This is a genomic window from Actinomycetota bacterium (assembly GCA_014360655.1).
Taxonomy (GTDB): Bacteria; Actinomycetota; Geothermincolia; order Geothermincolales; family RBG-13-55-18; genus JACIXC01.
Map to the genome: position 1 here is coordinate 18,913 of JACIXC010000020.1, position 13,657 is coordinate 32,569.

Here is a 13,657-nt window from a genome sequence, read left to right on the forward strand (position 1 = left end):
CGCACCCCGCGCCTTTGGGTTATCATTGAGAGGTGTCGGCGGGACACGTATCGGCGGGAAAGGTGCCGGCGGGAGGAGCGAGGGATGCGCGGAGGGCGGGTTCGCGAGAGCGGAGAGGGCCGCGGGTTGGCGCCCCCGCGCAGGGCGTGGTGGCGCCGGGACCGCCGTGATGGCATCATTGACCGGGGGAGTGACGGATACGGAGGTGGACATGAGCATACTGGTCGTGGGTTCGGTGGCCCTTGATTCGGTGCGCACCCCCTTCGGGGAGGTGGAGGAGGTGCTGGGAGGGTCGGCCACCTATTTCAGCGTGGCGGCCTCCTTTTTCAGCCCCGTGAGGGTGGTGGCCGTGGTGGGGGAGGACTTCCCCGCGGAACACCTGGATTTCCTGGCCTCGCGCGGCGTGGACGTGGGCGGGTTGCGGATGGTGCCGGGGCGGACCTTCCGCTGGCGGGGCTTCTACGATTACGACCTCAACCAGGCTCATACCCTGGACACCCAGCTCAACGTCTTCGAGGATTTCGACCCGGAGATACCCGGGGAATACCGCGACTCGCAGTTCGTCTTCCTGGCCAACATCGACCCCGTCCTGCAGTTGAAGGTGCTCGAGCAGGTGCCCTCCCCGCGGCTTACCGTCTGCGACACCATGAACTTCTGGATAGAGAACAGGCGCAGGGAGCTGGAGGAGCTGATCACGAGGGTGGATTGCCTGCTGCTCAACGATTCCGAGGCGCGGCAGCTGGCCGGGGAACCCAATCTCATCGCCGCCGGTCGCAAACTGCAGTCCATGGGGCCGCGGCGGGTGATCATCAAGAAGGGGGAGCACGGGGTGATCATGCTGGGAGAGAACTCCTATTTTTCCCTTCCCGCCTACCCGCTGGAGACGGTCTTCGACCCCACGGGCGCGGGTGATTCCTTCGGCGGGGGGTTCCTGGGGGCGCTCTCGCGCGAGCGGGACATTTCCGAGGAGGCGGTGCGACGGGCCGTCGTCTACGGGAGCGTGGTCGCCTCCTTCGCGGTGGAGTCCTTTTCCTGCGAGCGCCTGCGCAGCCTGAGCGAGGAGGAGATACGGGCGCGTTACGACGAGTTCATGGAGATCACCTGTTTCTGACGTTCGAAAGGGGACGGTACGCGGTCACGGGAGGGCGCGGAAAGGAGGAGAGATGAGCGATGCGGCTTCGGAGATGCTGGAAACGGGGGAGAAGGTCATCTTCGACAAGAGGCATTCCCTGTGGGAGATCTGGAGGAACTTCCTCATAGGGGCGGTCGCCGTAGTCGCGCTGGTCCTGCTGCTGACCAGGTTCAAGCCCGGGCCGTCGGCGACGCCGGACGAGACCAACTGGGGTTACATAGCCTTGGTGAGCCTGCTGGCCCTGGTCGCCCTGGTCTATTACACCCTGTGGCCGCTCCTGAAACAGCGCAAGCTGCAGGAAAAGAAGGTCTTCCTGCCCGCCCTGGGCGGGGTTCTGGCCGCCGCGGGCTGGGGCGCGTTGATGTGGTTCCGCAACAGCCGGGGATTCGCGGACATCTGGGAAACGGTGGCCTGGATAGCCTTCGTGGTGGTCATCGTGGGATGGCTCGCATACCCCGTCCTGCGCTGGTTCTTCACCCATTTCATCCTCACCGACCGCAAGCTTATACTCAGCTCGGGGATACTGAACAAGAGCTTCAAGGTCATCCCCCTGGACCAGGTCAACGACATCTCCGGCAGCCAGAACGTGTGGGAGAGGGTCTTCAACTACGGCGACCTGGTCATCGAGTCGGCGGGAGAGTTCGGGCAGCAGCCGTTCACCAACATCGGCGATCCCAGGAAGGTGCGGGCGCAGATCCTGGAGCAGAGGAGGATCTTCCTCGAGGAGAGGGCAGGCGGCCGTCCTTACGGGACGGGAACGCCCTATTCAGCCCCGGCGGGGACCGGCATACCCCGGGTGGCGCAGGAGGGGGGACGCGCGGCGGGAGGGCGCACCGCGGCCGAAGAACTTGAGCTGGTGGAGGGCATAAGCAAGCTGGACGAGCTGCGACGCAGCGGCGCCCTCAGCGAGGAGGAGTTCCAGAGGGCGAAGCAGGAACTCCTGGACAGGCTGGGGGGAGACTGAAAGCCCGCTTGCGGGGGCATGAACCACGCACGGCAAGGGACCGTGCTCCCGTGTCGAAGCCGACGGGGCCTACCATGGCGGGGACCCGTGCCGGCCGTACATGCGCGTGGGACCCGGCGATCTTGACGACGGGCACGGGGATGCCCAGCCTCGCCTGTACCATGCCGGGCGCCCGTGCGGGGCGTGACGTCCGGGCAGGGATGCGCGCTTCGCCGCCGCGGCGCGAAGGATGCGGAAAGGGGAGGCGGGAAAAAGATGCGGAAAAGAAAGGCCGGGCACGGCCGGCCTTTGCCGGGGACGGCGGAAACGGCTCATCCTTCTAGTTTCTTGCTGAGCTTGTCCGCCTTCTTCTGCAGCTTGGCCTCGGCTTTCTCGATCTTTCCCAGCTTCTTCTGAAGCTTGTTCTTCTCCTTCTCCATCTTTCCCAGGCGCTTCTCCGCCTTGGATAGCTTGCGAGCCTTGCCCATGGCCTCATCCTCCTTTCCGGGGGTTTGCCTTTATAGCCGTACAATGAAGAAGTATACCATCAACCGGCGGAGGCCACCAAGCCGAACGCGAAGACCGTCTCGAGCATCCACCGCCCCGGCTCAAACACGAGCCTTGCGATCTTCTCCTCGATCTCTTCGATGCCCTTCGCTTCGGAGACCAGACGCAGTACCACGTTTGTCAGGTTGAACATTTATCACCCCTTTCCTCCTTGTTTAGTGGTTTTGGCAGGATGATAGGGTGGTCTCCCAACCCTTTTCAACCCGGAAAGCGCCCGCCGAAACGATACAGCTTCCCGGAACGGCGCGGCATCGTCGGAACGGCGCGGCATAGCCGGGACGGCGCGGCATACTCGGAGGTAAGGGTCGACGGCGTTCGCGCGGCGCGGGGCCCCTTATCACGGCGGACAGCCGCGTTTCCCGCGTTGCCGCACGCAGGCAGCCCCGGTCCCGGCCTGGCCCCGGAACGGAAAGCTCCCGCACGGAAAGCGGGCGCCTCCGCTGTCCCCTTTCGCATACCCCGGGGACGGCATCTGCTATGCTCTTGTCTATGAAGACGGGGAAAACGCTCGTAGGCTTGGTGGATTACCACCTGCACACCGCCCGCTGCGGCCACGCCGAGGGCGGGCCTGAGGATTACGTCTCGCGTGCGTTGGAGCTCGGCCTTGCGGAGATAGGCTTCTCCGACCACTTCCCCCTCCTGCACCTGCGCGACCCATCCCTGAGCATGGCCCTGGAGGAGCTGCCGGAGTACGTGCGGGAGATCGGCGAATTGGCGGAGCGCACCACGGGGTTGACCGTGAGGATGGGCATCGAGGTGGATTACGTGGACGGTTACGTCGACCGCCTGGCGGAACTGCTGCGGCCCTATCCCTTCGACTACGTGCTCGGTTCCGTGCACTACCTTGACGGCTGGGGTTTCGACGACCCCCGATACGTGGACGGATACCGCGGGAGGGACATCCACGCCCTCTGGGAGCGGTATTTCCAGGTTCTGGGAGACGCCGCGGAATGCGGCCTGTTCGACGTCCTGGCCCACCCCGACCTCATCAAGAAATTCGGGTGGCGGCCGGGGGGCGACGTGCGCCGCCTCTACGAGGAATGCCTGGACCGGGTGGCGGAGAGCGGCCTGGTGGTGGAGGTGAGCACGGCGGGCCTGCGCAAGCCCGTGGGGGAGGTCTACCCCGGGGAGGATTTCCTGCGCCTGTGCAGGGAAAGGGAGATACCGGTCACCCTGGGCTCGGACGCCCACGCTCCCGGGGAGGTGGGGTGGCGCTTCGAGAGTGCGTTGGCCCTCCTGCGCCGCGCCGGCTACCGGGATATCGTCCGCTTCCGGAAACGCGAGAGGTCTCTCCTGCCGCTCCCCGCTGCGGGTAGCGGGACATAGTGGAGGGCGGATACCGCGCGGCGACGCGCGTCGGACGGATATGAACCTCCGCGAGGAGGCCGGTGTCGTCGGCATCACGCGGGTGGAGGCGCGGCGCACGGCGGGGCGGCGCATCCTTTGCGGCTCCCGCATCGCGGCTCACGCGCCCGGGCCCCGGGCTCAATCCCCGGCTATCACGTCCGTGGCGATCTTTTCCACCTGGTCCTTGGTGAAGGGCTTCTCCAGGTAGTCGTCCACGCCCTCTCGGCGTGCCTGGGCTATGGTCTGCGGCGAGGAATACGCCGTCATGAGGATGATCTTGACGTGCGGGTACTCGCTCTTCACGACGCGCGCCAGCTCGATGCCGTCCATCTTGGGCATGCGGATGTCGGCGAGGATGACGTCGGGCGGGTTCCTCCTCACCATGGCCACGGCCTCGGCGCCGTCCCTGGCTTCCTCCACCGCGAAGCCCGCTCGCTCCAGCCAGCGCGATACGAGGTGGCGCACCCCCTCGTTGTCGTCCACGATGAGCAGCTTGGCCTTACTGGGCTTTTCCAATGCCGGCACCTCTTGTCGGAAGCCTGAGGATGAAGGTCGTTCCCGTATCCTGCTGCGAGATTACCTCTATGTCTCCGCCGCTGTCCAGCAGGATCTTCTGCACGATTGAGAGGCCCAGACCGGTGCCCCCCTCCTTGGTGGTGAAGAACGGCTCGAAGATGGAGGGAAGGATCTCGGGGGCGATGCCCGTGCCGGTATCCTCCACGCGCATCTCGACGAAGCCGTCGCCCGCGTCGTGCGCCCTCACGGTCACCAGGCCGCCCCCGGGCATGGCCTGCAGCGCGTTCTCCAGCAGGTTGACCACCACGTGTCTCAGGTTGTCGCGGGAGAGCATCACCGGCGGCAGGCCCTCCTGCACGTCGCGCACCACCCTCACCTCCTCCTTGCCGTTTCCCCTCAGGAAATCGGAGATGAGGGAGGGGAGCTCCTCGCCCAGGGAGACGGAGGGTTCCTCTCCCGCGGGGAAGGGCGAGCGGCTGAAGGTCAGCATGCCGGATATCCACTGGTTGCTGAGGGCGGCCTCACTCCGGATGGTGGCCAGCAGCTCCCTGCGGTCGGGATCCTCTTCTTCCTCCATGAGCTCGTCGGCGAGGCCGATGATGGCGAAGAGCGGGTTCTTGACCTCGTGGGCTATCTTGGCCGCCATCTGCCCCAGGATGGAGAGGTGGTCCTGCTGCCTCAGGCGCGACTCCATCTCCTTCACCGCGCTCACGTCCATGAAGACTATGGCGGCCCCCAGGCTGCCCCCCTTCGCGCTGTGCAGGGGGAAGGCGTTGAAGCTCACCGTCATGCGCTTCCCGCCGGGGCCCTCCACCACCATCTCGTGGCGCCGGAAGACGCGGTCCTCCTCCAGGCAGAGTCGGAGCACGGGCTGGAAGAAGGAGAGGGAGCGGAATTTTTCCCTTTCCTCCTCCAGGTCGCGGTAGTTCACGCCGATGACCTCCTTCGCGTCTATCCCCATGATCTCCGATGCCTCGCGGTTGAAGTAGATGACGTCTCCCTCGGCGTCGATGACCAGCACGCCGGCGAGCATCTCCTGGATGAAATGCTCGGTGTATTCGCGGGTGTCGGACAGCCACTCCAGGGTCTTCTGGCTTTTCTTGTAGAGGTCCACGTTGATCATGGCCACGGCGAGCTCGTGGCAGAGGCTGGAGAGCAGGGAGACCTCCTCGGGCTTGTATTCGTGCTCCTCGTAGGTGGCGGTGACCGCCAGCCCGACCACCTGTCCCTTGGCCTTCAGGGGGATGATGATCTGGGAGCGCGGGCTCCTTCCCTCCGCGTAGGTTTCCGCGGCCCTGGGGTCGACGGGGAGCTCGCTGCGTATCACCACCTGCCCGCTGAGAAACGCCCTTCCCACCGTGCCGTGACCGACGGGGATCTTCAGGCCGCGCACCGCCTTTTCCTGGAAGCCGCGGTGGGAAAGTACCTGGAGGTTCTTGCGGTCCTCGTCCGGGACCAGCACCACCCCGATGCTCGAATTGGTCAGCGTGAGCATGACTCCCAGGATGTTCGCCACCAGCTCCTCCAGCTCCAGGGTGGAGCTGACGGCGCTTACCGCGTCGGCGAGGATGCCGAAACGCAGGTTGAGGTCGGTTATCTCGTCTATGTATTCCTTGTTCTGCTCGCGGAAGCGCCACCACTCCAGGGCCAGGTAGAGAACAAGGCCCAGGAGGCAGAGCCCGAGGAACCCGCCCACGAAGAAACGGATGGGGGAACCGAGCACCACGGTCACCGCCATGATGCCCGCGGCGAGGACCGCGATCACCGCCACCAGGAGGACCATGAGGTATCCCTGGGGTTTGCGTGTTTCCTTCCGGCTCCCCTCGGAGCCCTCCTTTACCGCCCTCATGACTACCCCTTCGATTTCCACCCCTCTTTATCGGCAGAAGTGCATCCATACTTTGGGGTTTGTCGTGAATGGTTTTTCCTCTCGACGAGGTTGCTGCGACCCCGCGGGGAGATGGTCTTCCGCCTCGCGTGATGGGGGATTGCCGGCGTGCCCGTGAAGGAGCGCCCGGGATGCGCATACAGGAAAGCCCTGTCGTTGGCCGGGATGGGTCAGGGCACACGGTCAGAGATGGGTCCCCAACCTGTCCAGCATCTCCTCCGGTTGCAGCGTGGATAGGTGGTAGTACGCCGCGCCCATGGCGTCCGCGATGCGCCGCGCCTGGGTGGCGGCGTTCCTGCCCAGGATGAAGCGCGGGTTGGAGGTGTCGAAGACCACGCCGTGCAGCCCCTCTTCCCTTATCCTGCCGGCGATCTCCAGTCCTTCCCGCACGGGGTCCCCGGAGGCCAGGCCGACGTTGCCGTGACCGTCCGTGATGAGGACCAGCAGGGGGAAGAGATCGGGATCGCGCCGCAGCTCCCTGCGGGCCACCAGCAGGCCCATGGCCAGGCCGTGGTTGAGGGGGGTGGCTCCGCCGGTGGCGAGGTCCTTTATGCGCAGGTTGGCCAGCTGGATGCTGGAAGTCGGATTGAGCACCAACTGCGCGCTTTCGTCCCGGAAGGTTATCAGCCCCACGCGGTCCCTTTTCTGGTAGGCGTCCGTGAGCAGCCTCCGCACCACCTGCTTGGTCGCCTCGATGCGTTCCGCGCATCCCATGGAGGCGCTGGCGTCGAGGATGAAGAGGATGAGGCTCCCCGCCCTGCGCCTCTTGATGGCGGCGCGGAGGTCCTCGCGCTGTATGGCCAGCGGCTGCTCCTTCCCCAGCGACCTGCCGGCGGCCGCGCGGAGGGTGGCTTCCAGGGCCAGGTTGCCGGCCTTGGGGGTCTCGTCGGGACGGAGAACGCGGTGTCCTATGCGCTTGCCGTTCCCCTCGTCGGTGACCGCGCTGTTCCTCCTGCCGTTCGCGGTGAGGATCTTTTTCGCCGCCAGGGGTTGCAGCGGCGGGACCTCGACTTCCGGGGCCTCGGGACCGGGGGGTCTTTCCGCCGCCGGCGCGCTCGGCTCGCGCTCCGATTCCTCCTGCGACGGGACGGCTTCCCGGGGGAGCGGCGCCGCCTCGCACGGTTCCTGCAGCGGAAGGTCGAGCGACCTTCCCTCGCGCATGATGATGCGCTCGAGGCGCTCCATGTCCTTGATCTGCCCGTCGAGGGGGGAGCGGCGCAGGCGGTGCGGCAGGGCCATCTCCGCCGCCTCGCGCACGTCGTCCCTGTCCACGCAGGCCTTGCCGTCCAGGGCGGCGAGCGCCCGCGCGGCCTGGCAGGTGGCGATGTCGGCGCGGTGTCCGCCGGCCCCGAGCTCCACGCAGACGCGCGCGATCAGCTCGAGGACGGCGTCCGGGACCTCGACCTCGGGGAGCAGGCTCCGCGCCCGCAGGATCCTGCGGCGCAGCTCCTCCTGCAGGGGATGGAAGCGAGCCTGCAGCAGCCGGGGGTCCTCCAGGAAGAGGCGTCGCCGCCGCATGACCTCCACGCGGGCCCCGGTGTCACGCTCGCCGGCCACCTCCACGCAGAGGCCGAAGCGGTCCTCCAGCTGCGGGCGCAGCTCGCCTTCCTCGGGGTTCATGGTCCCCACCATGATGAAGGAAGCGGGATGGGAGAAGGACACCCCCTCGCGCTCCACCACGTTGACGCCCATGGCCGCCGCGTCGAGCAGTAGGTCCACGATGTGGTCCTCCAGCAGGTTGACCTCGTCCACGTAGAGGAGGGCGCGGTTGGCCTCGGCCAGGATGCCCGGCTCGAACTCCTTCACCCCCTCCTTCAGCGCTTTCTCGAGGTCCAGGGTGCCCACCACGCGGTCCTCGCTGGCGTTCAGGGGGAGGGTCACGAAGCGCATGGGCCTGGTCACCACGGGGAGGGGCTCGCCCCTGCTCCAGCGGGAGAGACACTCGTCGCACATCTCCTCCTCGCTGTGGGGGTTGCAGGAGAAGGGGCAGTCCGCCACCACGTCTATGGGGGGAAGGAGGTCCGCGAGGGCGCGCGCCGCGGTTGACTTGCCGGTGCCCCGCTCCCCCCTGATGAGCAGGCCGCCGATACGGGGGTCCACCGCGTTCACCAGCAGGGCGCGCTTCAGCCTATCCTGCCCCACCAGGGCGGAGAAAGGATAGAGGAAGTATTCCCGACCCATGACGCCACCACTCCTTCTTTCGTTACAATATATAGTAATTTCATCCCTTGTTCAATACTATATATTGTATTTATGCTTCCGCCCCGGGAGCATCCCGGTGACGCTCCCGTCCTCGCCGCCCCCCACTCGCGGTCGCCGTCCCCCCGCGGGACGCGGCCGGTTTAAACAGCGGGGTGCTTATGCCGATATCTTCACTGGCAGAAACGTAGGGATCGCGAGAGGAGGTAGGTAGATGGAGATATCGGTATCCCGCACCGGTGATATGGAAGAAATTGCCATGATAAACGTCTCCGGAGTGGTGGACTCCGAGACGGTGGAGCGGTTCGGGGAGACCCTGGAAGGGGTCTTCGAGGAGGGCTGTTACAACATCATCCTTAACATAAAGGGCCTTACGTACATAAACACCGCCGGACTCAGCATCATCGCCGACGCCTACAAGAAGGCGAGCCAGAACCGTGGAAGCCTCAAGATACTCAATGCGGGGGACGCCATCAGGGAGCTCCTGGACGTGGTCCGCTTCACCAAGATCATCGAGATCTACGAGGACGAAGAGGAGGCCGTGGCGAGTTTCAAGTGAGCGTGCGGAAGAACGAGGGCGCCCAGGGCTGGCGGGAGGAAAACGCGGGGGATGATGTTTCCGGGCAGGACCTGATGCGCCTGGGAAGGCTGCTGGCTTCCACGCTCGACCTCAACAATCGCCTGGACCGCGTGCTGGACCAGGCCATGGAGTTGTTGCGGGCGGAGCGGGGGAGCATCATGCTCCTCGACGAGGGGTCGAGCGAGCTGGTGGTGAGGGCTGCGCGCGGCCTGGGCGGGTCACGGGAGTTCCGCGTTCCCCTGGGAGAGGGAATATCCGGCTGGGTGGCCCAGCACGGCGAACCCCTCATCCTGCAGGACGTTGTGGCCGACCGCCGCTTCCGGGGAAGCGACGACAGCGTGAAGAGCGCCCTCGCCGTCCCCCTGCGCGTGCAGGACAGGGTGATCGGCGTGCTCAACGTCTCCACCGCCACCCATCGCAGGCGCTTCGACCGCCGTGACCTGGAACACCTGCTCTCCTTCGCCGACATGGCGGCGGTGGCCCTCGAGAACGCCCGCCTCTACCAGGCCCTGAAGAAGGACCGGGACAAGGTGGAGCGGGAGCTGCGCATGGCCAACCGCATCCAGCGTTCCATCGTCTCCACCCACGTGCCCTGCGCCTCCGTGCGCATGGTCTCCCGCCTCATGCCCGCCTCGGCGGTGGGGGGAGACTTCTTCAGCGTCATACCCCTGGACAGGGATTCCCGTTTCTGTTTCTACTGCTCCGCGGATATGCAGGACCGCTGCCAGAGACTGCGCACCGAGTTCTGTCCCCAGAAGTTCGGTCTCATGATCGGCGACGTGGCCAACAAGGGGATGCCCGCCGCTCTCATCATGTCCGTGCTCACCTCCGTTCTCTACGAGCTGGGGCGGCGCCACGTCTCGCCGCGATCCGTGCTCAACGAGGCCAACGCGGCCTTTCGCCGTTTCTTCTCCGAGTCCCAGTACGGTTTCGCCACCCTCTTCTACGCCTTTTACGACAACAACGACAACAGCCTCACCTATGCGCGGGCGGGACACGAGCCGCCCATGCTGTGGAGGAAGGGCGACGGTTCCCTCGAGTTCCTGGAGGGGGAGGGTTTCCCGGTCGGTCTCATGGAGGACGGCCAGTACCAGGAGAAGACGGTGAGGTTGCGTAAGGGAGACCGCTTGCTCCTCTACACCGACGGTCTGACCGGAGCCCTCAACGCGCGGGGGGAATTGCTGGGGAGGAAGAGGCTGGCGAAGCTGGTGCACGAGCATGCCCGCGCGGACCTGGAGTCCTTCCTGGACGTCCTGGCCGACGAGATCATGCTCTTCACCGGCGACGCGCCGCAGCCGGACGACATCGCCGTCATGGTCCTCGAGCTGGAGGAGGTCTACGACCTCACCATGACGGTGGGGACTGACGTGCGCCAGATAAGGCACGTCATAGACAGCGTGCTGGAGACCCTGCGGGACTTCGAGGGCCTCAAGGACCCCGTGACCCTGCGCCTGTGCCTGGAGGAGCTGCTGCACAACGCCATGGAGCACGGCAACAGGTGCGACCGCACCAAGAAGGTCTACATCACGGTGAAGGCGGAGCCGCGCCGCGCGACCATCCGCGTGCGCGACGAGGGGGAGGGGTTCGATTTCCGGAAGGTGGTGCGGGAGCGCGATGAGGATCCCCAGGTCCTCTCCGAGAGGGGCCGCGGCCTGCTCATCGTGAACCACTACGCGGACGAGCTGCGCTTCAACCGGGAGGGCAACGAGGCCACCCTGGTCTTCAGATGCAAATAGGGACCCGCGCAAGGGTTTCACGGTCCGCGCAAGGGTTCCGCGCAAGCGTTTCCCGGTCCGCGCGTGAAAGTGCGTCGCGGACGGGCGGATACGGTTACCCCTAACCCGGCACCGGCATGCATCCGGGAGGCATACGCTGAGTCCAGCGGCCCCGCGCGCCCCTGCCGCCGCGGGTCCCGGCCCTGCGGGAGCACGGTGCCGACGCCCCACCGGGCCCGACGTCCTTGTCCGCACGGGGAGAGGGGCGACATTCCCCTTGGGAACCGGTGAGGGCGCGGGAAGCGTCCTGATAGCGTTGTCCGTCGGCGCCGTGCCGCGCGGCGGTTAACGGCGCACCGGAAGGGTATGCTATCATTAAGCCTGAATTATTCTTAGAGGAGAGCGTCTGCACGGAAGTCGCAGAAGGAGGAACGAGCGGGAAACCATGAGCGGTAGAACCGTTATCGGGAAAGCGACAGCCGCCGGGGTCGCAGCCCTGCTGGCCGCCGCGGCGGTGCTGATGGGCAGCATGGCGGCGCCCGCTGATCCCGTGCAGCAGAAGAAGGAGGAGCTGGAACGGATAAAGAGCGAGGTCCAGCGCATAGACGCGCGGCTGGAGACCATCACCGAACAGTACAACCTCACCAACTACCGCATCCGGCAGGCCAGGAAGGCCATCGCCGAGAAGGAAGCGCAGATAGCCGCCCTCACCGCCGAGCTGGAGTTCCGCAAGGACGTGCTGGGACAGCGCATGAGGGAGCTGTACAAGTCCGGCAACGCCGACGTCCTCGAGGTGCTAACCGAGAGCCGCACCGTGGATGACCTCTACACCAACCTCGACCGCGCGCAGCGCATAAGCGGCAACGACGTTTCGGCCATCGCTTCCGTCATCGGGTCGCGCCAGCAGGTGGAGGCGGCAAGGGCGGAGCTGGAGGCGCGCAAGGCGGAGCTGGATGCTTCCCTGGCGCAGTTGGGGGCTCAGAAGAGCCAGATAGAGGCGGAGCTCCAGAGGAGAAGGGAACTGGTGGCCGGCGTGGAGGCGGAGGTCAACCGCCTCATCGCAGAGGAGGAGGCTCGGCAGGCGGAGGCCCGGCGGGCGGCGACGACGGTCCGCCAGACGGTGAGCGCACCGAGAGTGCCCCCTCCCCCGCCCCCTCCCTATGCTCCGGACGTGATAAAGGTGGCCTACGCGCAACTGGGCAAGCCCTATCGCTACGCCGGTTCGGGCCCGGACGTCTTCGATTGTTCGGGGCTGGTCATGTACTGCTACGCCCAGGTGGGCGTGAGCCTCCCGCACAGCTCATACATGCAGGCGAGGTGCGGGGTACCCGTTTCCTATTCCGAGCTGCAGCCCGGGGACCTGGTCTTCTTCCACGGGTACGGTCACGTGGGGCTCTACATCGGGAACGGGCAGTACATACACGCTCCCCGCACCGGTGACGTGGTGCGCATCGCGGACCTCGGACGCAGGGGGGACTTCTGCGGGGCCGTGCGCATAAGGTGACGGGATGGCGGCGGTGAGCCGCGCACCCGGGAACCTCCGGGAAAGGCGGGAGAGACGGGCGACCTGCCGGCAAGCCGCCGTGAACGCGAGGGGGAGGAAAAATGAGCAGTACCGCCGTATTCTTCGATCCCCTTTACCTCGAACACGACAACGGGTTCGGCCACCCGGAACGCGCCGAGAGGCTGGAAGCGGCCATGCGGGTGCTGCGCAGCACGGGGCTCGCCGACAGGGTGAGCATCCTCTCGCCGCGTGACGCCGCGGTGGAGGAGATCGAGCTGGTGCACCCGAAGCGCTACATCGACGTGGTGAGGGAGGCGGCGGCGGCCGGCGGCGCCTGGCTGGACGCCGACACCCACGTCAGCCCGCGCTCCTACGACGCGGCCCTGCGCTCGGCCGGGGCGGCCCTGGAGGGACTGGAGCGCATCTTCGCCGGGGAGATCGACAACGCCTTCTGCCTGGCGCGGCCGCCCGGCCACCATGCCACCGCCACGCGGGGCATGGGCTTCTGTCTCTTCAACAACAACGCGGTGGCCAGCCGTTTTGCCATGGAAAAATATGGGATAGAGCGCATCTTCATACTGGACTGGGACGCCCATCACGGCAACGGCATCCAGGACATCTTCTACGAGGACGACCGCGTCCTCTACGTCTCCCTCCACCAGTACCCCCATTACCCGGGTTCCGGGGGCTACCACGAGACGGGAAGGGGAAGGGGGGAGGGGTACACGGTCAACTTCCCCCTCCCGGCGCGCAGCGGCGAGGACGTCTACCTGGCCGCCTTCGACGAGGTCATCATCCCCCTGGCCCGCAAGTACCGACCCCAGCTGGTGCTCATCTCGGCGGGTTACGACGCGCATTTCAACGACCCCCTCTGTTCCATGCTCCTCAAGGCCACCACTTACGCGGAGATGGCGGCGCGACTGAAGTCCCTGGCGGAGGAGTGCTGCGAGGGGAGGATGATGGCCGTCCTGGAGGGCGGTTACGACCTCGACGGCATCTCGCGCTCCATCGCCAACACCATAGCCGTTTTCGCGGGGGAGGACCTGCGCGTCGAGGACGAGGGGGTGCTGGGGGGCGGGATGCCTACCTCGGCGAGGGGGAAGGACATCGTGGAGGCGACGCGGAAGGCCATCTCGCCCTACTGGGAAATATAAATATCACCCCGAAAACCTCGCCGACCGCGGCTTCACCGGACGCGTTTCCCTAGTGCTCGCCTTCCCCCGTGGTTCGGGAACGCCGCGAACGCCAGCGGCGGGCTTCAAGACC

General features: G+C 66.2%; 12 protein-coding genes. 7 read left to right on the plus strand and 5 right to left on the minus strand.

Annotation, left to right across the window (positions count from 1 at the left end):
• Window positions 1-211: 211 nt before the first annotated feature.
• The gene (locus H5T73_11695; protein MBC7248421.1) at window positions 212-1,111 is read left to right on the plus strand and encodes a sugar kinase; all 900 of its coding nucleotides are present in this window, start codon (window positions 212-214) and stop codon (window positions 1,109-1,111) included.
• 52 nt (window positions 1,112-1,163) lie between these two features.
• Window positions 1,164-2,096, plus strand: coding sequence for a PH domain-containing protein (locus H5T73_11700; protein MBC7248422.1), 933 nt, complete (start codon window positions 1,164-1,166; stop codon window positions 2,094-2,096).
• A gap of 311 nt (window positions 2,097-2,407) precedes the next feature.
• On the opposite strand, the gene H5T73_11705 is transcribed toward H5T73_11700, so the two are convergent.
• Window positions 2,408-2,563 (minus strand): hypothetical protein, encoded by a 156-nt coding sequence (locus tag H5T73_11705; GenBank protein ID MBC7248423.1) that lies wholly within the window; start codon window positions 2,561-2,563, stop codon window positions 2,408-2,410.
• 59 nt (window positions 2,564-2,622) lie between these two features.
• The gene (locus tag H5T73_11710) at window positions 2,623-2,775 is read right to left on the minus strand and encodes a hypothetical protein (protein MBC7248424.1); all 153 of its coding nucleotides are present in this window, start codon (window positions 2,773-2,775) and stop codon (window positions 2,623-2,625) included.
• A 356-nt stretch (window positions 2,776-3,131) separates the two neighbouring features.
• On the opposite strand from H5T73_11710, the gene H5T73_11715 reads away from it, so the two are divergent.
• Window positions 3,132-3,968, plus strand: a complete 837-nt coding sequence (locus tag H5T73_11715) for a histidinol-phosphatase HisJ family protein (GenBank protein ID MBC7248425.1) — start codon at window positions 3,132-3,134, stop codon at window positions 3,966-3,968.
• A 159-nt stretch (window positions 3,969-4,127) separates the two neighbouring features.
• Here H5T73_11715 and H5T73_11720 read toward each other — a convergent pair whose 3' ends face one another.
• The 3 genes from H5T73_11720 to H5T73_11730 all read right to left on the minus strand — a co-directional run bounded on the left by H5T73_11720 (window position 4,128) and on the right by H5T73_11730 (window position 8,574).
• Window positions 4,128-4,505, minus strand: a complete 378-nt coding sequence (locus tag H5T73_11720; GenBank protein MBC7248426.1) for a response regulator — start codon at window positions 4,503-4,505, stop codon at window positions 4,128-4,130.
• Window positions 4,489-6,354, minus strand: coding sequence for a GAF domain-containing protein (locus H5T73_11725; protein ID MBC7248427.1), 1,866 nt, complete (start codon window positions 6,352-6,354; stop codon window positions 4,489-4,491). Before H5T73_11725 ends, H5T73_11720 begins: the two co-directional genes overlap by 17 nt.
• Before the next feature lie 222 nt (window positions 6,355-6,576).
• Window positions 6,577-8,574, minus strand: coding sequence for a magnesium chelatase subunit D family protein (locus tag H5T73_11730; GenBank protein MBC7248428.1), 1,998 nt, complete (start codon window positions 8,572-8,574; stop codon window positions 6,577-6,579).
• 232 nt (window positions 8,575-8,806) lie between these two features.
• On the opposite strand from H5T73_11730, the gene H5T73_11735 reads away from it, so the two are divergent.
• The 4 genes from H5T73_11735 (at window position 8,807) to H5T73_11750 (ending at window position 13,545) form a co-directional block, all read left to right on the plus strand.
• A complete protein-coding gene (locus tag H5T73_11735; GenBank protein ID MBC7248429.1) occupies window positions 8,807-9,151 on the plus strand; it encodes an STAS domain-containing protein in 345 nt (114 codons plus the stop codon).
• Entirely contained in the window at window positions 9,148-10,908 is a 1,761-nt protein-coding gene (locus tag H5T73_11740; GenBank protein MBC7248430.1) for a SpoIIE family protein phosphatase, read from the plus strand. Before H5T73_11735 ends, H5T73_11740 begins: the two co-directional genes overlap by 4 nt.
• Before the next feature lie 424 nt (window positions 10,909-11,332).
• Window positions 11,333-12,391 (plus strand): C40 family peptidase, encoded by a 1,059-nt coding sequence (locus H5T73_11745; GenBank protein ID MBC7248431.1) that lies wholly within the window; start codon window positions 11,333-11,335, stop codon window positions 12,389-12,391.
• A 101-nt stretch (window positions 12,392-12,492) separates the two neighbouring features.
• Window positions 12,493-13,545 carry a histone deacetylase gene (locus tag H5T73_11750; protein MBC7248432.1) on the plus strand — a complete coding sequence of 351 codons (1,053 nt, stop codon included), beginning with the start codon at window positions 12,493-12,495 and terminating at the stop codon, window positions 13,543-13,545.
• Window positions 13,546-13,657: the final 112 nt, after the last annotated feature.

Coding starts and splice junctions, on each gene's coding strand:
- H5T73_11695 (MBC7248421.1), top strand. CDS start 212: ATGAGCATACTGGTCGTGGGTTCGGTGGCCCTTGATTCGGTGCGCACC.
- H5T73_11715 (MBC7248425.1), top strand. CDS start 3,132: ATGAAGACGGGGAAAACGCTCGTAGGCTTGGTGGATTACCACCTGCAC.
- H5T73_11725 (MBC7248427.1), bottom strand. CDS start 6,354: ATGAGGGCGGTAAAGGAGGGCTCCGAGGGGAGCCGGAAGGAAACACGC.
- H5T73_11750 (MBC7248432.1), top strand. CDS start 12,493: ATGAGCAGTACCGCCGTATTCTTCGATCCCCTTTACCTCGAACACGAC.
- H5T73_11710 (MBC7248424.1), bottom strand. CDS start 2,775: ATGTTCAACCTGACAAACGTGGTACTGCGTCTGGTCTCCGAAGCGAAG.
- H5T73_11700 (MBC7248422.1), top strand. CDS start 1,164: ATGAGCGATGCGGCTTCGGAGATGCTGGAAACGGGGGAGAAGGTCATC.
- H5T73_11745 (MBC7248431.1), top strand. CDS start 11,333: ATGAGCGGTAGAACCGTTATCGGGAAAGCGACAGCCGCCGGGGTCGCA.
- H5T73_11730 (MBC7248428.1), bottom strand. CDS start 8,574: ATGGGTCGGGAATACTTCCTCTATCCTTTCTCCGCCCTGGTGGGGCAG.
- H5T73_11705 (MBC7248423.1), bottom strand. CDS start 2,563: ATGGGCAAGGCTCGCAAGCTATCCAAGGCGGAGAAGCGCCTGGGAAAG.
- H5T73_11735 (MBC7248429.1), top strand. CDS start 8,807: ATGGAGATATCGGTATCCCGCACCGGTGATATGGAAGAAATTGCCATG.